This window comes from Methanobrevibacter thaueri (genome assembly GCF_015062915.1).
GTDB classification, from domain to species: domain Archaea; phylum Methanobacteriota; class Methanobacteria; order Methanobacteriales; family Methanobacteriaceae; genus Methanocatella; species Methanocatella thaueri_B.
The window spans coordinates 265,536-291,507 of record NZ_SUTJ01000001.1 but is presented as its reverse complement, the minus strand read 5'-3'; the positions used below and the strand labels follow the sequence as shown (position 1 = coordinate 291,507).

Below are 25,972 nucleotides of genomic sequence, written 5' to 3'. Positions count from 1 at the left end.
TATTTATATTTACAGAGTTTTAATCATATTTTGAATATTTTAAACTGAAAATAACAGTTTACAACAATTATTCAAAAGCCACTATTTTGGGAGGATAATTATGAAGAAGGGAATATTAATTCTAACCTTGCTTATTCTAGCGCTGTTCAGCGTGTCCTGCATATATGCGGCAGATGTGAATGATACACTGGCGGCCAGTGAGGATACAGGAGAAATCGAATTATCACATGATGAAATGAAAAGTACAGATAACAATTTAAAGACAAGCGAAGAACAAATAGTAACACAAACAGATAATGAAGAAAAAATGGGTTATCCTGATGCTGGAACATTCTTGGCATTAGAGTATAAGATTCACCATGCATCTTCTGGGGATACAGTATATTTGGAAAACAATTATTCTGCTGAAGACTCATGGACTCATGAGGAGGGAATTTCTATTTCCACATCCAATTTGGTTATTGATGGTAACGGCCATACAATAGATGCCAAAGGGAAAACAAGAATTTTCTATTTTATTTTTAACGCGGAAAATGTGACCATAAAAAACATCACAGTCATAAATGCTAAAACTGATACTGGTGGTGGTGCTATCTACTGGTCTAATAGTGCTAATGGTAGTGTTTCTGGTTGTAGTTTTGTGAATTGTTCCGCTGACTATGGTGGTGCTATCTACTGGTCTAATAGTGCTAATGGTAGTGTTTCTGGTTGTAGTTTTGTGAATTGTTCCGCTGACTATGGTGGTGCTATCTACTGGTCTAATAGTGCTAATGGTAGTGTTTCTGGTTGTAGTTTTGTGAATTGTGCTGCTGAACTTGGTGGCGGTGGTGCTATCCACTGGCAAATAGGTAGTGCTAATGGTAATATTTCTGATTGTGTTTTCATAAATAACACTGATTCTAATGGAAAAGCTATTCATATAGCTGGTTTTGCTAGTTTGGATCGTAACTGGTTTGGAAATACGGCAGAAAACTACGAAACATCACCTAATGCATATATTTATGGTGCAGGTCTTGGCAATTGGTTGTTTTTAAATGCCACTGTCGGCCCTAATCCAATTTCAATTGCAGAAACCGCAGACATCATCTTCAAATTATATTTATACAACGGAAGCATAACCGATTACACTTCATTGGCTAAAGTTGACTTGACATTGAATTCAAACGGCAAACTCGATAAGAATGTCACTGGTCTTGATGAAAAGGTCACATTCACACCAACAAGTCCTGGAACTGGCAGCGTAACAGCAACAATAGGAGATGTGGCATATACAACAACATTAACAGTCACAGACGGAACAACCTTCTGGGACCTGAACAAAATAATAAACGGCAACACAAACGACACCATTACATTAGATAAGGATTATGCTTTTAATCAAACCACTGATACTGCTTTTAAACAGGGTATTAGGATAACTAGGCCGGTTACAATCAACGGTAACGGCCATACAATAGATGCCAAAGGAAAAAAAAGTGTATTCTATGTTGGGGCAAATAATGTGACAATTAAAAATCTAACCATTAAAAATGCCTACATAAAAAATGGTTATGGAGGTGCTATTTATCTGGGCATGGTAGACGGTTGCATCGTTTCCCAATGTAATTTCATAAACAATACTGCGAAATATGGTGGTGCTATTTGTGGTGAGGGGCCTGAAAACAGCGTCATTTCGCAATGTATTTTCATAAACAACTCCGCCGAATGTGGTGGCGCTATTTACTGGGATTCACAATCTGGCAATGCATATAATTGTGTCTTTTTAAATAACAACGGTAATAAAGGTAGTGCCATTTATATTGTTCCTTATTCTTATTTGACTGCAGATTATTGTTGGTTTGGAAACACCGCAACAGATTATGATGGAGATTTGCCAATATCTGGTTCCTGCACTAATTGGATGTTTTTAAATGCTACTGCTAATCCTGATGCAATCGCTGTTTCAGAGACTTCAGACATTATATTCAAGTTATACCTGTACAATTCAACTTCAGGAAACATAACTGAATACGACAACGCCCCATTCGAAAATCTCAACCTGACAATCGCCTCAACAAACGGCAATGTCAGTAAAAATACCGCCAAACTGGGCGAAATCATAAAATACAATGCAACAAATATCGGAACAGGCAGTGTGACAGCATCGATTGAAAATGTGGCTTATACTATTGAATTAAACATCAAATATCGTCCTGATTTATCAGTTCAATCCAAAGAAGCTGATTATAGCAGCAACACAGTTATAACTCTTGTTTATAATTCCACTGCCACTGGAACAGTCAATATAACATTGAAAGGTAAAAACAGGAATTATACATTTGAAAAAGAGTTGAACGCAACAATCTCCTTGGGAGATATTGGTGCTGATGAATACGAGGTAAATGTCATATATTCAGGAGATAACGTTTTCTGGAATGCAACAGCAACTGGAAAACTGACAATAAACAAGGCCAATTCAACATTGACAATCAATGATAATGTTACCTTTGATTACAACACTAATGGATCCACTACCGTATCCTTTACCGATGCCCTAGGTGTTGTGGCCGAAGTTGTTGGTCAGCCAAATGCAATTGTTGTTGTAAATGATACAACAATCACTGTTTCAGGTTTGAATGCAGGCAACTACACATTAACAGTAACAACAATCCCTGATGATAATCATGCTGAAGTAAGTAAAACAGTCAACATTACAGTAAATAAAGCAGATACCGAAATCACACTTACCAATGAAACTATTTATTTGAAAGCAGGTGATGAGGTTAGTGTTTTGGCGAACTTGACTCCTGCCGATGCAGGTAACTTAACCTACACATCTAGTAATGAATCAGTTGCAATCGTTCAGGACGGAAAAATTATAGCTGCCGGTGTAGGCCAAGCACTTATTACTGTTTCATTTGAAGGAAACGACAACTATAATGCTGCAGAAAACAAAACCATAACAGTTTACGTTTCACTGAAAGATGCCAGTGTAAGCGTTGAAAATGAAACCCTGGATTTGAATGTTGATGATGAATATGAATTTAAACCTACAGTAAACCCTAGTTTACTGCCTGTCTACTATTCCTCCAGCAATGAATCCGTTGCAGTCGTTACAGAGTATGGACTTCTTCGTGCAGTTGGAGAAGGAACAGCAATAATCACATTAACTGTCGGAAATGGCACTACCTATGCCATTAACACAACCAACGTTACTGTCACTGTAAGCAAGATACCTGTTGAAATAAGTATTGCCAATGCGACCGTTGATTTGAAAGTTCTTAATGAAATTGCAATTGGAGCAACATTAACACCTGCAGATGCAGGTAACTTAACCTACACATCCAGTAATGAATCAGTTGCAATCGTTCAGGATGGAAAAATTATAGCTGCCGGTGCAGGCCAGGCGCTTATTACTGTTTCATTTGCAGGTAATGAAATATATGCTGCTGAAAATAAGACAATCACTGTCACTGTAAGCAAGACACCAACTGAAATTGCCTCTTCTGCAGTCACAACAGTCTATAACAATCCAAAGAATCTGATTGTAACCTTAAAGGATGCTGACGGAAAACCAATCAGTGGTGTAAACATAAAAATTGACTTGAACGGCGCCAAAACATACACTACCGACAATAACGGTCAGGTTAAAGTATCCACAAAAGGTTTAGCTGCCAAAACATACACTGCCAAAATAACATTCAACGGCAACACTAACTATGACAAATCCTCTAAGAATGTTAAAGTCACAGTTAAAAAGGCAACACCTAAAATGACTGCTAAAAAGAAAACCTTTAAAACCAGTGTCAAAACCAAAAAGTACACTGTTACCTTAAAAGATAACACTGGTAAGGCAATCAAAAAAGCCAAAGTCACCCTAAAAGTGAAAGGCAAAACCTACAAGGCCACTACAAACAGCAAAGGTAAAGCAGTCTTCAAGATTAAAAACCTAAAGAAAAAAGGTAAATACACTGCGGTCATAAAATTCAAAGGAAACAAATACTACAACAAGGCAACCAAAAAAGCAAAAATAAAAGTCATTGTCACTTTCAAAACTGTTTCCAAAGGAAGCAAGGACAAAGCAACAGTCAAGGAAATCCAACAAGCATTGAAAAACAATGGATATTACCTCACATATGACGGCTATTATCTAAAAATCGATGGAATTTATCACAGCTGCACAGAAAGATCCGTCAAGGAATTCCAACACGACAAAGGACTCAAAGTGACAGGCAAGGTTGACGAGAAGACTGCCAAAAAACTTGGAATAATTTAAATACTATTGTAGGTGCTTTCGCATCTACAACTTTTTTTTATACAAGAATATTCGTCGGTACAAATTAGTACCCTTTTTAAATATTAACTCACATTTTTTTTTAAAATTTGCCAAAAAATTTTTACATGCTCTCTAATTCTTTTAAAAAAATCAACTAAATTTAATATATATTAATTAAAGAAATATATTACAATTAGAATTTACATGAGGCATAAACTATGAATAAAAATAAGGCAATTGCAATCTTTTTAATTTTATTTTCTATTTTATGTTCTCTTTCGGCGGTTGCTGCAAGTGACTTAAACTCGACAGACACTATTGCAAATGATATTGCTGAAGAGAGCATTACTGAAACTGCAGATTTTGATGAAGAACAGGAAAACGTATTGTATGCAACGGATGAAGAACAGGAAAACATATTGGATGATGGCGAATCAGGTGAATGGGGCACATTCTCTGAGTTAAGGAATATACTCACCACATCTGGCTATCAAAATGTCGTTTTGTATAAGAATTATAGATGTGAGGGTCTTAAGGACGCAATAGTCATTGACCACACTATAAACATTAATGGAAAGGGGCATACGATTGACTGTGCAGGAAAATCAAATGGATTCATATTCAGGGATTGTGCGATTAATTTAAAAAATTTGCGAATTACAGGATTTGCCGGCACTTCAAGTTCTAGCTCTTATGCTATATCTGTTGAATCTGTTACTAAGTACGGCATAATCGATAATTGTACTTTTGAAGGCAATTCACATAGCGTATTGTCATTTGCAAAATCCGATAAATGTACGATTTCCAATTGTATTTTTAGAAACAATTCTGCAAGGGGAGCTGAAATTTTTTATGGAACCGGTAATAATGTCATGACTGGATGTATTTTTGAAAATAATGGAAGATTCACATCCAACGAAGGATATGACACCGACAAAATAATTAGTTTAAAAAATGAGTTTCTTGTTGAGAACTGTATCTTTGAGAACAATGTTGCTAAAATGGGAATTGTCTATTTTGAAGACACCATGTATCGTCCTTGTGTTAAAAAATGTTTCTTTGGTGCTGCTCAAACCGATGAGGATTATGGTTTAATTTATTGTGACGGTCCTAATAAAATAGAGGAATCAATTTTTTGCACTCCTGATATAAAAGGAAATGTTAAAAACGGTGATAAATCCGTAGGCTTATCGTATAATCTCTGGCTGGACGGTACAAAATCTAATGAAATCCCTGAGAGATTCGTTGGATCTGGATACGGCTATGAGACCAGATATGAACCGTTTATTGTTACCGGATACGAAACAGTGAGAATATATGGCCCAATTTTTTCTAGGTATATTTATGTCCCGACAATACCTAAAGAAGTGAGGTTGGGTGATACTGTTGAATTAAAAATCATGTTTCTCAAATCCGACGATACTCTTTTAGAAATGCCTCAAGGAAAACCTGTAACATTTCAGGTCCAATTCAGTGACAGTAACCTAAATCCAACAAACATCACATTCACCAATAAAATTTCAACACCGTTTAATTATACGGCATTGGATGGTAAGGAAGGTACTGTATCAATTTTTTATAATGGTGCACTTATTAGCTCCCTTAAAATAACCCATGCCGGAGAGTATGATTCATTAACTCTGCTGAAACATGAGATATCAAAAGCTTCAAATGAGATAAACCTAACTCATGATTATAAGTTCTACTCCTCCCTCGACGATAGGAATGCAATTACCGTTGATAAAGACCTTACAATAAACGGAAATGGCTATACAATTGACGGATGTAACGGTGTCAACGGCATCTTTAACTTTGCAGGCGGAAGAAACATCACGGTCAAAAATTTAAATATTGTAAACGTGAAGGAAACTGCAATCAGAAGCGAATCTTCCGGCAATGACCAGATTACTTTTATAAACTGTACTTTTGAAAACACAGGGGAGGCAATAAACTCAAATAAGATAACATTCATTTCCGGTTGTGAATTTGAAAACATTAAATCTACTGCTGTTAAGTTATATTCTACCCAAAGCACAGCAAACATTATTGTTAACTCAACATTTGAAAATTGTAAAAGTAAAAATGACGGTGGTGCGGGCTACATCAATTCAAAAACAGTGATTAGAAATTCCAAATTTAAAAATAACTATGCAAGCAATGGTGGAGGATTATACATTGACGCAGAAAATTGTGCTGTCGACAATTGTGAATTCATTGGAAATGAAGCTGATTATGTGGCTGGAGGAGCATATTTCTCAAGTGCAAACTGTAATCTCACCAACAGTGCATTTATAAATAACTCAGCTGCCTCAAATGCTGCATTTTACCTTAAAACAACACCTGTGACTGTGGAAAATAACACAGAAAGCAATAGCACAATAACCAGTAATTCATTTACCCACCTTAATGAGATAATGGCCCAAACCGGAAATGTGCTCATTTTAGAAAATGATTATAAATTCAAATCTAAAGATGATATGAATTTTGCAGACGGCATCTCTATTAAAAAAGACCTGATAATAAACGGTAACGGCCATGCAATTGATGGTGCCGACTATGCCTCAATTTTGATAATCGATGAAGAAACTGCAAACGTAACATTCAATAACGTCAATTTTGTCAATGCATTGGACTATGCTGCAAAAATTAAAAATGCAAAAAGCGTTACTTTCAATAATTGTACTTTTTATTCCTCAAATCATGGTTATTATAATAATGAGGCAGTGATATTTATTGACAACGATGGAGGGTCTGTTAGAGATAGCGTGCTTATCAACAGATGTTCTTTCATTGACAATGATGTCGACAAAATGATTTATGCAAACTCCGGAACATATGTCTTAACCGTTAAAGACAGCATTTTCGCAAACCCAAAATCCACCTATGATGTATACATTCAAAGACATAACAATAACAATCTGGATTACAACTGGTGGGGAAACACTGCAGACAACTTTAACAGCACTCCTAAAGTGAATGCCCAATTAAATAATTGGTACTTCCTGAACACTACATTAAAATCCAACAGGGCGACAATATCACTTAACAACTTATATGATGACAGGGAAAAATCAATTGCAACCGTTACAGATTGCAGCCTCGCTGATGTGGCCGTCGAACTCATTGGAAACGACCTCGTAGTAAACAATCATGCAATCATTAAAAATGGAAACCTCACAGTATCCTATAAAACAATTAAAAAACCTGCATATTTAACTGCAGTCATTTATGGATTTAACTATACCGCCAATACAACAGAAAAAGGACAATTTGATTTGCTACAGGAATTAATTGACAATGCCGAAAACTTTACCCTGAACATGACTCAGGACTACACAATCACAGACGGCATAGACAGCATTGGCGGAATAGTAGTAAACAAAGACAGTTTAACCATTTATGGTAATGGGCACACCATCAATGGACTTGGAATATCTAAATTATTGAACATAGTGGGAAATAACGTTAAATTAATCAATTTAAACCTGATAAACGGATATGATCCAATATCCCAAAAAAGCCCTATCCAGTGGAGCGGAAATTATGGGACTATGGAAAACTGTACCGTTTCCAATAATTTGGCAATGAACGGTGGAGCGATAACATGGACAGGGCCTATGGGCAGCATAAACAATTCCACTTTCATCAATAACCAAGCAAACTTTTATGGAGGTGCAATTTACTTCGATGAAATCCGTGGAGGAATAACCAATTCAAAATTCATTGACAATTCCGCATCTGATGGAGGAGCAGTCTATGCAAATCAAAAATATATTCACATAGACAACTGTGCATTCATAAAAAACGATGCAAATAACGGTGCTGCAGTTTACGTTAATGGAGAAAAAGGAAAAATACACAACAGCTTATTTGAAAACAACACTGCAAGCAGAAGTGGTGGAGCAATCTACTGGAATTATATAACAGGCATCGTCACCACCAGCAACTTCACATTCAATCAAGCAAAATCAGGTGGAGCAATCTACTGGAATCACGAGTACGGTAAAGTGTCCTATTGTGAATTTGCAAACAACACCGCAACTGAGGACGGCGGAGCAATCTGCTGGAATGATGACTATGGAACTGTAGATTCAAGCTACTTTGAAAACAACACCGCAGGCAGTTACGGTGGAGCGATCTTTTGGGATTACGATTACGGAAAGGTTATCGAATCAGTATTCATTAAAAATACAGCCAATGACGGCGGAGCGATCTACTTCCGTGAAGGATTTATATTCAAAAGCAAAAATCAAACAGTTGAAAATTCAACATTCCAGGAAAACCGTGCTGAAAATAATGGGGGCGCAATATATCTCGCCGCAAAACAAAGCAGTATTGTCAACTCCTCATTCATCAAAAACCAAGCCACAAAAGGCGGAGCAATTTACTCAAGTAATGAAGAGGAAACAATCTCAAAATTGGTATTCATAAGCAACACCGCATCAGATAACGGAAGTGCAATATACCTGGAAGAGATATCAAACCCAGTCAATTACTGCATTTTCATAAATAACGGTGGAAATATCATATATTATGACGATACCTCATGGTTTAGCCCTACCACTTTAAATGCAGATTACAACTGGTGGGGAAACAACATAACCGATTTCAATCAGAACTTTGCAGATGTAGCTGAGGATGTGGAAATAAATAACTGGTATGTTTTAAACATGACAATGGCTGATGGAATTGCACATATCACATTAAATAACTTATATGATAAGGCAAATTCCAGAATAATTATTGGACAAACCTGCAAATTGCCGCAGATAACATTAACATTAACAAATGAAAACATAGATGTTGCAGACAATGCAACACTTGATGAAAACGGAATCGCTGAGGCATCTTACATACCTAAAGCAACCCAAACATCCCTCACTGCCCATTTTGAAACAGCAGAAATCACCGTAAACAAAGCATATATTGAAGGCACTGTGACAATTGAGGATATAGATGAATTTGACTATGGAAACGTTACAATTGAATTCAGTGTGGTAAATCCTACAACAGTTGAGGTAATCATAAAAAATGAGGATAATGAAACAGTATTCAGCAATATAACCGATAAAAGAATACTTAACCCTGATTTGGCTGCAGGAACATACACCATTACAGTAACAAACGCTGGAAACGATACCGTTCTTCTAAGCAATGTAACAAAAACATTCACAGTCAACAAGCTAACTCCAATAATAAATGTTGTCACAAATGACGTGACATACCCTGGAAACATAATTGTGAACATTACCAGCGATATAACAGGCAGATACATAGTCAAAATCGCAGATCAGCAAATGGAACTCAACCTGACAGCAAACATTACAGAAACTGTAACATTCACAGGACTGGCAGCAAAAGAATACACAATCAATGTGACTTATGCTGAAACAGAAAACTACACAAGCGCAACAAACGACACAGTCAAGGTAAACATCCTAAAGGTAACACCAACAATAACAGTAAAAGCAGAAAACACAACATATCCTGGAGACTTGATTGTAAACGTTACCAGCAATATTGATGGAAAATACACTATTAAAATAGGTAACAAAGAGCAAAACATTAACTTAACTGCCAATGTAACCAAAGAAGTAACATTCACCGAGTTATCCGCAAGCGAATACACAATTAATGTGACTTATGCTGAAACAGAAAACTACACAAGCGCAACAAACGACACCATAAAAGTAAGCATATTTAAAGCAACACCAACAATAACAGTAAAAGCAGAGAACACAACATATCCTGGGGACTTGATTGTAAATGTTACTGGAGATATTGATGGAAAATACACTATTAAAATTGGTAACAAAGAGCAAAACATTAATTTAACTGCCAATGTAACCAAAGAAGTAATATTCACTGAGTTATCCGCAAATGAATACATAATTAATGTGACTTATGATGAAACAGAAAACTACACAAGCGCAACAAACGACATTATAAAAGTAAGCATATTAAAAGCAACACCAACAATAACAGTAAAAGCAGAGAACACAACATATCCTGGCGATGTAATAATTGCCATTAACACTGATGCTAGTGGTAAATATACTATAACTGTTGGAAATCAAACCAAAGATGAAACATTGACTGCAGGCACAAATACAATAACATTCACAGGAGTTAAAGTTGGAAACTATACAATAACCGTAAAATACGGCGAAACTGAAAACTACACTGGTGCAATGAATGATACAGTTAAAGTTAGTGTGCTGAAAAATGAAACTTTTGAACCTGAGATAACTGCAATAAACACTGCAAATGAAACTGTTATAACATTCACTTTCCCTGAAGATGCTACAGGAAACGTTACAGTTATTGTTGATGGCAAACAATACAACGCAACAGTAGAAAACGGCAAAGCAATAGTAACCATGCCGCTGATACCATTAGACAGTACTGTGGACTTTGAATACACTGGTGATGAAAACTATCCTGCAAAATCCAAGGAAACCAGCATTGCAAATGTCACAGCAATCATAAAAGCAACTGACATGACCAGAGGATACAACAGCGGTGTGGACTATCAGGTAACAGTCGTTGACGGAAACGGAAACCCAATGGTTAAAAAACAGGTCATATTCATCATAAACGGCAACAAATACAATGCCACAACCAATGATGAAGGTATTGCAATACTAAACCTCAAACTGGCCATAGGAACACACACAGTGACAGCTGTAAACCCATTAAACAACGACAATATCACTAAAACCGTTAAAATCACTACCAGAATCACTGGAAACAAGAATGTGAATACATACTATGCCAAAAACTATGCCTACAAGCTTCGCATCATTGGAGATGACGGTCAACCTGTCGGATCAAACGTTGCAGTCAAAGTGACAGTGAACGGTAAAGCACAAACACTGAAAACCGATAAGAACGGCTACATTACCTTGAAATTCACTAAAAACTACCTTCCGAAAACATACACAGTAACCGCCGAATACAAAGGAATCAAAGTGACCAACAAGGTAAAAGTAAAACAGGTCCTAAGCCTCAAAAAGGTTAAAGTCAAAAAATCAGCCAAAAAACTTGTAGTGAAAGCCACATTAAAAGAAGGCAAAAAAGCACTTAAAAACAAAAAAGTGACCTTCAAGTTCAAAGGCAAAAAATACAAGGCAAAAACCAACAAAAAAGGAGTGGCAAAAGTAACCATCAAAAAATCAGTGCTCAAAAAGCTTAAAGTGGGCAAAAAGGTAAAATACCAAGTAACCTACCTAAAAGACACTGTAAAAAGAAGTGTAAAAGTTAAAAAATAATATTTAAAATAAGGATGAAGTTAATCTCCTTATTTTTTTCTTTTCTTTTTTGCACCCTATGTATCAACCTTAAAAATTCATAGCTGAAAGATATCTCTAAAAAAACTATTTCTAAAAAAAGTTTACAAGATAAATATCAGGATATTTACTATAATTTTAAAGCCATTTCTCTAATAGTATACTGTTGATTCAATTTTTATTCTTAATTTTAATGCATCGTGTTTCACATTAACGAAGATTATTTATTTGTGTTTACACAAATATTGGTCGGTACCTGATACTTGTTTTAAGTATGGGGTCAATACTGACTAATAATTGTAGCGGGTTTTAACTAATTTTTTCATTGTAATTTTTGATTTAGGTATTCATGTTGAAATGTTGATATAATCACTATTTTTTCTTTTGATTTGCTTGGTTGTGTTTGACATTAATGGCATTGTTTCGGATTTCAATTTGCAATTTTAATATGATATTAATTAAAGGAATAGTCAGTTCAAAATATCACTTTACCACTAATGTGGAATAATAGAAATATGGAATTAAAAGATTTAAAGAAAAAATAATTTTTCCAATAAACTTATCTATTTTTTTTGACAAAGTATTTACCAGATAATATAATTTTTTTATCAAGTATATTTAAAGGAGTGGTGCAATGAATAAAAATAATGTAATGATAATTTTCTTATTGACAATGGCATTATTCTGTTTGCTTAACGTTGCAGCTGCAAGCGATTTTAATGATACTTCAATAAGCGAGGTTGATGAAGCTGTGCTTGGTGTTAGTGACCTTGAGGCAATTAATGAAAATGCTGTTGAAAGTGCTGTTGAAAGTGAAGTTGATGGTGAGGTACTTGGTGTTAGTGACTTTGATACAATTAATGAAAGTGCTGTTGAAAGTGAAGTTGATGATGATGTGCTTGGTGTTAGTGACATTGAATCGATTGATGAAAGTGGAGACAACGTATTATCTTATTCAAATGATCAAGATGTTCTCTCAACATCTTATGTTGTAAATAATTTTGCTGAATTTGCCAACGCAGTATATCTTGCAGAACGTTGGAGCACTATTTATATAATAAAAGATATTGTAAACTACGATTTGTCTCATGTCAGGTTTGCTACTTATGATGATATTGTTGTTGAGGGTAACGGCCACACCATTGATGGTTATGGATATGGAGGAAGTTTAATTGCAATTTTTCAAAAGGGGATTACTCTTCGTAATATAGTTTTTACTAATTGTACCACTGCTGTTAGTTCAGCATCGGAAAGTACTGGAAACCTTGAACATTGTACATTTAGTAATAGTGTTAATAGATATTATGATAGTTCAATTGTTTATGTTAAATCGTCATTATTCAATATTAAAGATTGTACTTTTGAGAATAACGTGGCATTAAGACATTGTGGATCCGTTTATATTTTAGAAGAAGGGGTTGTAAATATTGAAAATTGTAATTTCAGAAATAATCAAGGAATTTTGGGAGGAGCCATTTATAACGAGGGGTCTCTTAATATTCAAGGCTCAACATTCACAGACAATTATGCAGGAGATAATGGTGGTGCAATTTATTCTGAAACAGAGTTTAAATGTCAAGGAAGTAAATTTTATTCGAATAGTGCAAATAATAAAGGTGGGGCAATATATACTGTAAATAATCTCTCCAATGAAGTTAACGGTTTGGAATTTGCAGACAATTATGCACGTTTTGGAGGGGCAATTTATTGTGAAAAAAATATAAATTTAAAATCAATTAAATTTAGAAACAATCGTGCATTTATGGGTGGAGCAATATATACTAAATCTGGTAAGATTAATTCATCTACTTTTACAAATAATGCCGCTGAACCATATATTAATACAACTGACGGAATTTCCCAATTTACTTTTACATATATCGCAAGGGAAAATTATTTTAATGCAGTATATGCTGAATCGGGAGTACTTGAATTTGATTGTATCAATGATAATGGCGGAACCGGCTGGAATGATAATATAAGTCAGGTTAACTTAAATCGTGTATTGGACCATGATATTCATATAACAATCAAATATGAAAATGATGTGGTTTTAGATGGAATCTACAATACCAGCAAATTGGGTGAAGTTTCCGTAACTAAATTTTTATTCAAAAATGGTTACTATACCTATACAGTAACACAATCCCCAAGTCAGTATTATAAGAGTTATACCAGTCCTAATTCAAATCTTGTCTTTACCGGAACGATTAATGTAAATATTAGTGATTTTGACCGTTTGCAATTTTTAATCGACAGCACTGATGAAAACGCAATAATAAATTTGACAAATGATTATAATTATCTAACTGGAGACAGTGATTTAATTGATGGAATACGCATTGATAAGAACCTGACCATTAACGGGAATTTCTTTACTATTGATGCAGGTAAATCATCAGCTATCTTTAACTTAACTTCAAATAAAGTGATATTCTTTAAAAATATCAATTTAGTTAATTCCAATGGTTCTGCAATTTATTCTGAAGACTCTAAAATCATTGTTGAAAACTCCAATTTCACAAACAATACAGGATGGAATGGTGGGGCAATTTGCAATTCGTATGAAACAATTATTATAAATTCCAATTTCACAAACAATACTGCTCATGCCCCTGAAGGTAATTATGGGTATGACTGTGGTGGAGCGGTATTCGGTGGTAATGCATATATCATGGGGTGCAATTTCATCTCAAACCATGCACTCGAGGGTGGTGCAATATATTTGAATAATTCTAACGTTAATAATTCCCTCTTTGAAAATAATGATGCACAAAGTGTCGGAGCAGCATATGTTCAATTTGAAAGCATCATGTCCAATTCCAGATTTGTAAACAACACGGGCATAGTCACAGGAGCAATGTTATGCAGAGTCCCTAATATGTCCAATATTACATTCATAAATAATCATGCGGCCATGTGGGGTTCGCTTTATATACAATGGTTGGGCCAGGATTTGCTTCAGATGATGGGAATATATTTAGATGATGAGGTTTATCAGGAGTTACAGAGCAGAGATTGCATCGTTAAAGATTGTAAATTCATTAACAATAAACATATCGAAAATGAATATAACCACCAGAGAAACGATATTGCAATCGAGAATCAAACTGTCACAATTACACAGTCAATCTTTTTAAACAATATCGATGGAAGCACTCCTATTTATATTAGAGAAGACTCTGGTGAGGGCAGGGCTAATGTCAATTACTGTTGGTTTGGAAACATCAGTGATACAAGCTCACTGATTAATATAGGATCAATTGACAATTACCTTATCTTAGAAACAACCCCATTAAAGATGACTGAAAATACTATTGAAGTCTATTTTGTGCTCTACAACTCCACCACCGGTGAGTTAATTAACATTACAGAGGTTCCTTCCGATGTTTCATTTAACGCTTCCAGTGAAACAGGAATCTGTGATGACAACGTTTCATTGGTGAATAATAAGGGAGCACTAACTTATATGAACGGGGAATTGTCCAATGATACATTAACATTAACCTATCATGGTTCTGACTTCAAATTTGCAGTGAATTATGATTCCAGAGGATTATTCACTGATTTGTCTAATTTAATAGATAATGCAGATACTTCTTTAGATTTATCATATGATTTTAAATTTAACCCTGTTTATGATATGGATTACTATGATGGAATCAAAATCGGAAAGGTAATTTCCATTATTGGAAATGGTTTCTGTATTGACGGAAATGATGCCAACTCAGTATTTCTAATCAATTCGGATAGTGTATCATTGAATAATTTGACAATTTTAAACTTGCATGTTCCGATTTATTGGACTGGAGATAATGGTACAGTTAAGGATATTTCATTTGAGAATAATACCGGTAATGACCTATTGGTGGTGACTGATTCCCAGAATATGAATATTTTAAAATCCAATTTTACAGACAATAATGTTGGTGACGGATTTGCAGTAAACATTATCAACAGTAGTGCAACAGTTAAAGAGTCATTCTTTAAAAATAATGGAAAATTGGTAAGTATTTTTGCGGATAACAACAGTAAATTATTTTTAAGTAAAAATGAATTGAATGATGAAGCCATAATGGTTTATGGTGAAATCACTTCTGAAACAAGCAGCTATGTCTGTGACAATAAAACATTTACAAATTATTACATGGAGGATAACTTATTAACTGCAAGCATAAAAGATGACAATAACAATACTGTTCTTGTAAATGAACTGTTATTTGTAGATGATAAGAATGAAACCTGCGGATCGTTAAATCAGACCACATATCAACTAAACAGGAAATTTGCTTCAGGAAATTATACTGTCACTGTTAAATCAAAATCACTTCTAAACAATGTGGTTTATAGTGCCAGATACATTATACTTAAATTCAATTCATCAGTCACTATCATGCCAATTCCTATAATAACTTATGGAGAATCATTGATTGTTGATTTAAGTATTGAGAATAAAACATTGTCTGAATACGTCATTTACGATAAAAACGGCAACATTCTTAAAAATGGAAGTGTTGATAATAATCAACTGATAATATCCAATCTGGTTGCAGGAAACCATACAATAAAAATCATTAACTTCGAAAGCGATGCATTTTATGAGGACATCGCCTATGAAATGTTTACAGTCAATAAGGCCAATTCAAAAATAACTGTCAACATCACAGATGTGCGCTATGTCGATTTGACACAAATCAACTTTGATATAGAAAATCGTACTGATGTTTGTGGTGTCATTAGGAATTTGGAAACAAATTCAACAATCGAATTTGAAAATATCACTTCAAATTCCATAAATATATTTTTGGATGTTGGACAATACCTATTGACACTTTCAAATTTAGGAAATGAAAATTATACAAATTGCACCGTAGAGACAGTATTCAATTCACTGAAAGTGAACTCCATAATCAGATTATCTAAACAGGCCATATTCTCATATGGGGACGTTCGCGTTAATTTTGGTGTTGAAAATTTCACTTCCATACGTTTAATAATCATGAATGATGCTGGAGATATAATATTTGATGAAGATGACTTGACTTTTCCTTTTGAACCTGATTTGAATGTTGGAAATTATAATATGACCATTATTAATCAAGAATCAAGATTAGTTGAGCAAAGCATGGATTCAAAAATGATTGAAGTAATTCCGGCTGAAAACAATATTGTAATCAGTGCAGGCACTGTCGAATATGGGTTAAATACAACAATTACAGTAAATGCCGATGCTGACGGCAATTATACGGTTCAAATCAATGATGAAAAAGTAATCATTGAAGTTAAAAACGGTACTGGAAATGCAAGCATCCCACTGGATGTTGGAACTTATACTCCAACCACATTCTTCAGCAATGAAAATTATGATGAGATTATAGAAATCCATAGTTTTAAAGTTCTTAAAGCGAATATTAATTTAGAATTCGATTTAGATGAGATATTTGTAAATAAAAATGTCACTGGAAAAGTTATTTCACAGTTTGATGGATATTACAGTTTGATTTTCAACAATACTGTCCAAATCATTACAGTTGTTAACAATGTCTATGAATTCGATTTGGGTCTATTGGCCGACGGAACATATAATATAACAGTCACATTTAATCAGACAGACAGATATAATGAAAAAACAGTTTCAGCAACATTTAAAACCATGAATGTTGATAAAACAACACCGAATATCAGTGTCGCTAGCAGTAATGTCGTATATCCTAATGAGGTCATTATTAATTTAACAAGCGATGCGGCAGGTAAATACGTCATAAAAATTGCCGATCAGAGTATAATCATTGACTTAAATGCTAATGAAATGAAATCAGTGGTATTCAAAGGCATAAAAGCGGGAATATATTGTATCAATGTAACATTTAATGAAACAGAAAATTACACCAGTGCAGTAAACGATACAGTTAGTGTTAGTGTTTTAAAGGCCACTCCAACTATATCTGTAAGTGCTGAAAGCACAGTTTATCCTGGTGATTTGATTGTGAATGTCACTGGCAATGTTGGAGGCAAGTATACTGTTAAGGTTGGCAATCAGCAAAAAGAGATTGATTTGGTTGCTAATGTTGTTGGAAATGTAGCATTTGCTGGTTTGTCTGCAAAAGAGTACACAATAAATGTTGCATATGCTGAAACTGAAAATTATACTGCAGCATTAAATGACACAGTTAAAGTAAGTGTTTTAAAGGCTACTCCAACTATTAATGTCAGTGCTGAAAATGCAACCTATTCGAGTGATGTTATTATTACCGTTATCACTGATGCTGGCGGTAAATACAATATAACTGTTGGAAACCAAACCAAAGAGGAAATATTGACTGCAAGCACAAATACAATAACATTCACAGGAGTTAAAGTTGGAAACTATACAATAACCGTCAAATACGCTGAAACTGAAAACTACACTTCAGCAATAAATGACACTGTCAAAGTTAGTGTGCTGAAAAATGAAGCTTTCGAACCTGAGATAACCGCAACAAACACTGCAAACGAAACTGTAATAACATTCACTTTCCCTGAAGATGCTACAGGAAACGTTACAGTTATAGTTGACGGCAAAAAATACAACGCAACAGTTGAAAACGGTAAGGCAGTTATAACCATGCCTCTGATACCATTGGACAGTACTGTGGACTTTGAATATAGTGGTGATGAAAACTATCCTGCAAAATCCAAGAAAACCAGCATTAATAATGTCACAGCAATAATAAAAGCTATGGACATGATCAGAGGATACAACAGCGGTGTGGACTATCAGGTAACAGTCGTTGACGGAAACGGAAATCCAATTGTTAAAAAACAGGTAATATTCATCATAAACGGCAACAAATACAATGCCACAACCAATGATAAAGGTATTGCTGTTCTAAACATCAAATTGGCAATTGGAACACACACTGTGACTACCGTAAACCCATTAAACAACGACAATGTCACTAAAACCGTTAAAATCACTACTAGAATCACTGGAAACAAAAATGTGAACACATACTATGGCAAAAACTATGCCTACAAGCTTCGCATCATTGGAGATGACGGCAAACCTGTCGGATCAAACGTTGCGGTAAAAGTGACAGTGAACGGTAAGGCACAAACACTGAAAACTGATAAGAATGGCTACATTACCTTGAAATTCACCAAAACATACCTTCCAAAAACATACACAGTAACCGCCGAATACAAAGGAATCAAAGTGACCAACAAGGTAAACGTAAAACAGATCCTAACCCTCAAAAAGGTTAAAGTCAAAAAATCAGCCAAAAAACTTGTAGTGAAAGCCACATTAAAAGAAGGCAAAAAAGCACTTAAAAACAAAAAAGTGACCTTCAAGTTCAAAGGCAAAAAATACAAGGCAAAAACCAACAAAAAAGGAGTGGCAAAAGTAACCATCAAAAAATCAGTTCTTAAAAAACTCAAAGTAGGCAAAAAGGTAAAATACCAAGTAACCTACCTAAAAGACACTGTAAAAAGAACTGTAAAAGTTAAAAAATAGAGAATCCTAAAATTCTCTATCTTTTTTTATTTATTAATTCCTCATTTTTAACAATTTTTTAAAAAAATTATATTACTTATTAACAAAAGATATTAAAGTAATGAAAATTTAGCTAAATGAGGAATTTAATTCATGAAATACAAGGCTTTGGTAATTTTCACGATTTTATTTGTTACTTTATTCACATTGGCAACGGTTGCCGCAAGTGATGTGAATGATACAGATGCAGTCAGTGAAGTTACAGACGATATTACACAAGATGTTGACATTTTAAAGGCAACAGACACACAGATTGATGAAAACAATAGTATTTTAAACGCTGCAGATGAAGACACATTAAGTGCCGATGAAGGCAGCTTTAGAGATTTGCAGGATTTAATTAACGGTGCTGAAGAGGGTTCTACCATTTATTTGGATAATGATTATGCATTTAAGGATACTGGCACCGTTGAATTTTCTAAGAGTATTACAATTGATGGAAGAGGCCATTATCTTGACGGACTACGTAAAGACAGGATCTTTGATATCGTATTGGCCAAGGATAAACGTGTGGTATTGAAAAACATTACTTTTAAAAATGGTGATGTCTCCTGGACCAGTGGGGGTGCAATAAGATGTATAGGTATAGAAGACAATGAGGGTTCAATATATATTACTAATTGTACTTTTGACAATAACCATGCTGATGACGCTGGTGCAATATATGTTGAATTTACTGGTGCATATATAGAAAATTGCAGATTCACCAATAATGCCGCTGATGACCATGGAGGCGCCATAGTATATTATTCAAGAGGATCCTATATCACAGACAGTTATTTTGAAAATAATAGAGCCGATGACTATGGGGGAGCCATTTATTTTATGGAATGTGATGGATTTCCAAAAGACCAATATGTAAGAGATAATAAGGTTCTCACTTCGACTTTTATAAGTAATAACGGAAATTATGGGGGAGCTATTTACTCAAATGCTCGTCACGAAATAATAAGAAGTTGTACTTTTTACAAAAATAATGCTGATGAAGATGGTGGTGCAATATATGGATTTACAAATGGGAACGGTGAGGATATTATAGAAGATTGTCTTTTTGTAGAAAACAGTGCTGAAGATTATGGAGGTGCAGTTTACTTCTGCGAATATGGTCCGAATATATATTATTCAGTTTTCGATAAGAACACTGCAGAGACCGGTAAAGATCTTTATATTGATTTTTGTTCTGCTTATTTTGATGTTCCTGAGCATGGTCCTATTTGTATAAGTTGTATCTTTTTACAAAGGGATTCCATTTACACTGACCAATTCTCCTTTACCGGGTTCCATGAATGTTGGTTCCCAAATGGACATGATATTCAAAAAGGTGATGAAAAAGATGTCCTTTATATGGATAATGAATTAAATTTAAAATTTGAATATGTTAAGAATGCGGATTCCCCTTCTATTATCACTGGATATTTCACATTCAAGCAAACCTCTCCAGATACTTTCAATGTTCCTTTAAGAGAGTTCACTATTGAAACAACAACAGGTACCATAAATACAAATAAAATAAACATTGGCTTAAACAAGAATTCTTTTGAATATACACCTAATTATGCATTTGATGAAGGTGAAATAAAATTCAAGTATAGGGATTATACATATGTCTTTAAATTTGATCAAACACCTCCTGACATATTCACTGCTCTTCAATCAAATATTAATCAAGCAACAGAATCATTATCATTGGAAAATGATTTTTCATATAGTGAAACCAGAGATTCACACATTGGCAGTGAAGGAATTTTAATTGATAAAAGTCTGACAATAAACGGTAATGGACACACAATAAATGGAAATAACCGTACAGCATTCAAAATAAATAACCCTTCCGCTGACGTTACATTCAATGACATCATTTTTGTCAATTGTTACATCCCGATAAACAGTATAAACGCTCAGAAAGTGACATTTAACAATTGTACATTTGAAGAAAACCATGAAAATATCATAATCAACAGCGATTGTGAATTCAATGATTGTCAATTCATTTATAATGTTGCACAGAATACTTCAATTCTATACATTGCTGGTGATTGTGTTATCAATGGCTGCCAGTTCCTTGATAATATCGCACAGAACAATTCAGTCATAGTCATCGCAGACGATTGTGTTTTGAATAATGCCACATTTGTCAATAACGTCGCTGGCGAAAGCTTAATCCTTTTGAATTCAACTTCAAATGTGGAAATCAACGGTTCATTATTTATTCAAAACGATGCTGACAAAATCATCCATGCCAAAAAAGCCTTGAATAAACTGAATGTTATAAACAATATTATTATCAATTCCAAATCAGAATATGAAATATATGCTGAAAGCCAACCTCATGAATACTATTTGGATTACAACTGGTTAGGAAATACTGCAGACAATTTCAACAGTCTATCCAAAGTTAATCTTGATGCCAATACTTGGTATTTCTTAAACATGACACTTATGCATGACTATGCAAATATTTCCCTAAACAACGTATATGATAATGTCAATAAAAGAATCATTAAGAATAGCGACTATACATTATCAAATATAAGCATTAGATTGGATTTTGTCAACATGTCAAGCAGTCAGGGAAGCATTGATTTCGGTGATGATGGTGAAATCCAAATCAGAGTTTATATGCTTTCCAAACCTGCATTTTTAACAGCAAGTTATGAAAACGTTAATTACACAGTTAATTTCACTCAAAAAGGAGAGTTTGACTTGCTGAATGATTTAATATATGCTACTGCTGACAATTCCATTATTGTCCTTGACAGGGATTATACCTTCACAGAAGGCATTGACAGCGTCGGCGGAATTACCATAAGGGCTACAAATATAACCATTGACGGTAACGGACACTCCATAAACGCCCTCGGCAAATCATTAATATTTACAGTATCCAGTGAAAGAGTAACATTGAAAAATCTCATTCTTGTAAATGGAGGCAATGAAGATGTGGGTGGATACGACGGTCCTGTTGTCTGGAACGGACATGATGGTGTGGTCGACAACTGTACCTTTGAAAACAACACCGGGGCTCTAAACGGAGCAATAACATGGGTTGGACAAAATGGAGTAATAAAAGATTCACTATTTAAAGGTAATGTCGCAGGAGATGGAGGTGCTTTATTCCTCCAAGGCAAAAACATGACAGTTACAAACACAACATTCACCAATAACCGTGCAGGTTCAGGTGGAGCAATATATGTTCATGCCACTGAGGCTACAGTAGAAAACTGTACCTTTAGATACAATACCGCTACTGGAGATGGTGGAGCAGTCTACTGGGATAAAAAGAACGGCAGAATTTCTGATTGTGAATTTTCAAACAACAATGCCGGCAGTGAAGGTGGTGCAATCTTCTGGAATGCTGCAAATGGTGTTGTAGCCAGCAGTAAATTTACATTAAATAATGCGCCAGATGGTGGAGCAGTCTACTGGAATTCACAGGAAGGCAAATTATCTGATTGTGAATTTGCAAACAACACTGCAACCAATGGTGGAGCGGCCTACTGGAATGCAAATTACGGAACCGTAAATTCAAGCTCCTTTGCAAACAACACTGCAACCAATGGTGGTGCAATCTTCTGGCATTATGATTACGGTAAGGTGATAAACTCCACATTCATCAAAAACACTGCAACCAATGACGGTGGAGCAATCTACTTCAACGAGAGAGGATTTTCACTTGATAATGAGCAGGAATCTGTTGAATATTCAACCTTTTTAGAAAATAGTGCTGTAAATAATGGTGGGGCAATATATCTTGCCGCTAAAAAAAGTACTATCGGAAACTCCGAATTTTTACAAAATCATGCGAAAAATGGAGGGGCTATACATATAACTGCAAAAGAAAGCAGAATTGGCAACTCCACATTCATCAAAAACCAAGCGGAATGTGGCGGAGCACTTTATGCCAGTTTTAATGATGGAACAATATCTCAATTGATATTCATAAACAATACAGCATCAGATAAAGGAAGTGCAATATACTCAGATAACGAAAAAACTCCAGTAAATTACTGTATTTTTATAAATAATGGAGAAAGCACTATACATTTCGAAGATGATTCATGGATTATTAGTGATACTTTAAATGCAGATTACAACTGGTTTGGAAACAATATTACCAACTATAATGCTGCACTTCCGGTTTCAGAAGACGTTGAATGCAATTACTGGTATTTCATGGACATGTCCATGGCTGACGGCATTGCAAATATCAAGTTAAACAACATATATGATAAGAAAAATTCCAGAATACTCACCGGACAATCTTACGGATTAGCGCAAATAAATCTGACATTAACAAATGAAAACCTGGATGTTGCAGATAATGTATCCCTTGATGAAAACGGAGTGGCTCAAGTAGCATACATCCCTAAGGCAACTCAAACATCACTTACAGCCCATTATGATGCAGCGCAAATCACTGTGAACAAAAATTATCTGGAGAGCACTGTGACAATTGGAGATAAGGATGAATTCACCTATGGAAACGTTTCAATCGAATTCAGCGTGGAAAATCCAACAACAATTGAAATTATAATCATAAATGAGGATAATGAAACAGTATTCAACACAACAACTGATGAAAGAATAGTTAACCCTGATTTGGCTGCAGGAACATACACAATAACAATAACAAACATTGGAACAGATAACGTTCTTCAAAGCAATGCCACAAAAACATTCACAGTTAACAAGGCGGCCGTAAAAATCAATGTTATTGCAAATGACGTGACTTATCCTGGAAACATTATTGTAAATATTACTAGTAACCTTACAGGCAAGTACACAGTTAAAATTGGAGACCAGAAAGAAGAAATCAACCTAACAGTAAACATTACAAAAACCGTAACATTCGCTGGATTATCAGCAAATGAATACATAATAAATGTAACCTATGCTGAAACAGAAAATTACACTGGTGCAATTAACGACACAGTCAAGGTAAACGTCTTTAAAGCAACACCAACAATTAATGTTAGTGATGAAAATGTAATTTACCCTGGAGACTTGATTGTGAATGTAATTAGTGATGTTGACGGCAGATACACCGTAAAAGTAGGTGACAAAGAACAATATATTGATCTAAGTGCTAATGTTGTTGGAAAAGTAACATTTACCAACTTATCTGCAAAAGAATACATTATTAACGTAACCTATGCTGAAACAGAAAACTACACTGGTGCAATAAACGACACAGTCAAGGTAAACGTCTTTAAAGCAACACCAACAATTAATGTTAGTGCTGAAAATGTAACTTACCCTGGAGACTTGATTGTAAATATAACTAGTGATGTTAGTGGAAAATACACTGTTAAAGTTGGAGATCAACAAAAAGAGGTTGATTTAACCGCAAATACTGTTGAAAGCATTACATTCACTGGTTTATCTGCAAATGAATACATAATTAACATAACTTATGCTGAAACAGAAAACTACACTAGTGCAACTAACAACACAGTCAAGGTAAGTGTTTTAAAAACAATACCAACAATAACAGTAAAATCAGAAAACATAACCTATCCTGGTGATGTAATAATCACCATTAACACTGATGCTAGTGGTAAATACAATATAACTGTTGGAAATCAAACCAAAGAGGAAACATTGACTGCAGGCACAAATACAATAACATTCACAGGTGTTAAAGTTGGAAATTATACTATAACAGTAAAATTCGGTGAAAGTGAAAACTACACTTCAGCAATAAATGACACTGTTAAAGTTAGTGTGCTGAAAAATGAAGCTTTTGAACCTGAGATAACTGCAATAAACACTGCAAACGAAACCGTTATAACATTCACTTTCCCTGAAGATGCTACAGGAAACGTTACAGTCAGTGTTGGCGGCAAACAATACAACGCAACAGTAGAAAACGGTAAAGCAGTTATAACCATGCCTCTGATACCATTAGACAGCACTGTGGACTTTGAATACACTGGTGATGCAAACTATCCTGCAAAATCCAAGAAAACCCGCATTGCTAATGTCACAGCAATCATAAAAGCAGTGGACATGATCAGGGGATACAACAGCGGTGTGGACTATCAAGTAACAGTTGTTGACGGAAATGGGAATCCAATGGCTAAAAAGCAAGTCATATTTATCATAAACGGCAAACAATACAATGCCACAACCAATGATGAGGGTATTGCTGTTCTAAACATCAAATTGGCGATTGGAACATACACTGTGACCACCGTAAATCCATTAAACAACGAAAGTGTTACTAAAACCGTTAAAATCACTACCAGAATCACTGGAAACAAGAATGTGAACACATTCTATGGCAAAAACTACGCCTACAAGCTTCGCATCATTGGAGATGATGGTCAACCTGTCGGATCAAATGTTGCGGTAAAAGTGACAGTGAACGGTAAGGCACAAACACTGAAAACCGATAAGAATGGTTACATTACCTTGAAATTCACTAAAAACTATCTTCCGAAAACATACACAGTAACTGCTGAATACAAAGGAATCAAAGTGACCAACAAGGTAAAAGTAAAACAGATTTTAACCCTTAAAAAGGTTAAAGTCAAAAAATCAGCCAAAAAACTTGTAGTGAAAGCAACCTTAAAAGAAGGCAAAAAAGCACTTAAAAACAAAAAAGTGACCTTCAAGTTCAAAGGCAAAAAATACAAGGCAAAAACCAACAAAAAAGGAGTGGCAAAAGTAACCATCAAAAAATCAGTGCTCAAAAAGCTTAAAGTGGGCAAAAAGGTAAAATACCAAGTAACCTACCTAAAAGACACTGTAAAAAGAAGCGTAAAAGTTAAAAAATAGAGAATCCTAAAATTCTCTACCTTTTTTTTATTTAATAAATTATTTTTTCCTCATTTTTAACAATTTTTTAAAAAAGTTTTATTACTTATTAACAAAAGATATTAAAGTAATGAA

The 25,972-nt window shown here is 34.8% G+C and carries 4 protein-coding genes; all 4 read left to right on the top strand.

Annotated features, from left to right (window positions below; translation table 11 throughout):
- Positions 1-100: 100 nt before the first annotated feature.
- Complete coding sequence (locus E7Z78_RS01355; RefSeq protein WP_303723379.1) at positions 101-4,255, top strand: peptidoglycan-binding protein; 4,155 nt, start codon at positions 101-103, stop codon at positions 4,253-4,255.
- A gap of 218 nt (positions 4,256-4,473) precedes the next feature.
- The gene (locus E7Z78_RS01350; protein WP_303723378.1) at positions 4,474-11,526 is read left to right on the top strand and encodes a right-handed parallel beta-helix repeat-containing protein; all 7,053 of its coding nucleotides are present in this window, start codon (positions 4,474-4,476) and stop codon (positions 11,524-11,526) included.
- Between the two features lie 652 nt (positions 11,527-12,178).
- Positions 12,179-19,039, top strand: a complete 6,861-nt coding sequence (locus E7Z78_RS01345; RefSeq protein WP_303723377.1) for a hypothetical protein — start codon at positions 12,179-12,181, stop codon at positions 19,037-19,039.
- 132 nt (positions 19,040-19,171) lie between these two features.
- Positions 19,172-25,858, top strand: coding sequence for a right-handed parallel beta-helix repeat-containing protein (locus E7Z78_RS01340; RefSeq protein ID WP_303723376.1), 6,687 nt, complete (start codon positions 19,172-19,174; stop codon positions 25,856-25,858).
- Positions 25,859-25,972 lie beyond the last annotated feature (114 nt).

What these genes read in the sequence shown, in the direction of transcription:
- E7Z78_RS01350 (WP_303723378.1), top strand. Translation starts at nt 4,474, where the DNA reads ATGAATAAAAATAAGGCAATTGCAATCTTTTTAATTTTATTTTCTATT.
- E7Z78_RS01355 (WP_303723379.1), top strand. Translation starts at nt 101, where the DNA reads ATGAAGAAGGGAATATTAATTCTAACCTTGCTTATTCTAGCGCTGTTC.
- E7Z78_RS01345 (WP_303723377.1), top strand. Translation starts at nt 12,179, where the DNA reads ATGAATAAAAATAATGTAATGATAATTTTCTTATTGACAATGGCATTA.
- E7Z78_RS01340 (WP_303723376.1), top strand. Translation starts at nt 19,172, where the DNA reads ATGAAATACAAGGCTTTGGTAATTTTCACGATTTTATTTGTTACTTTA.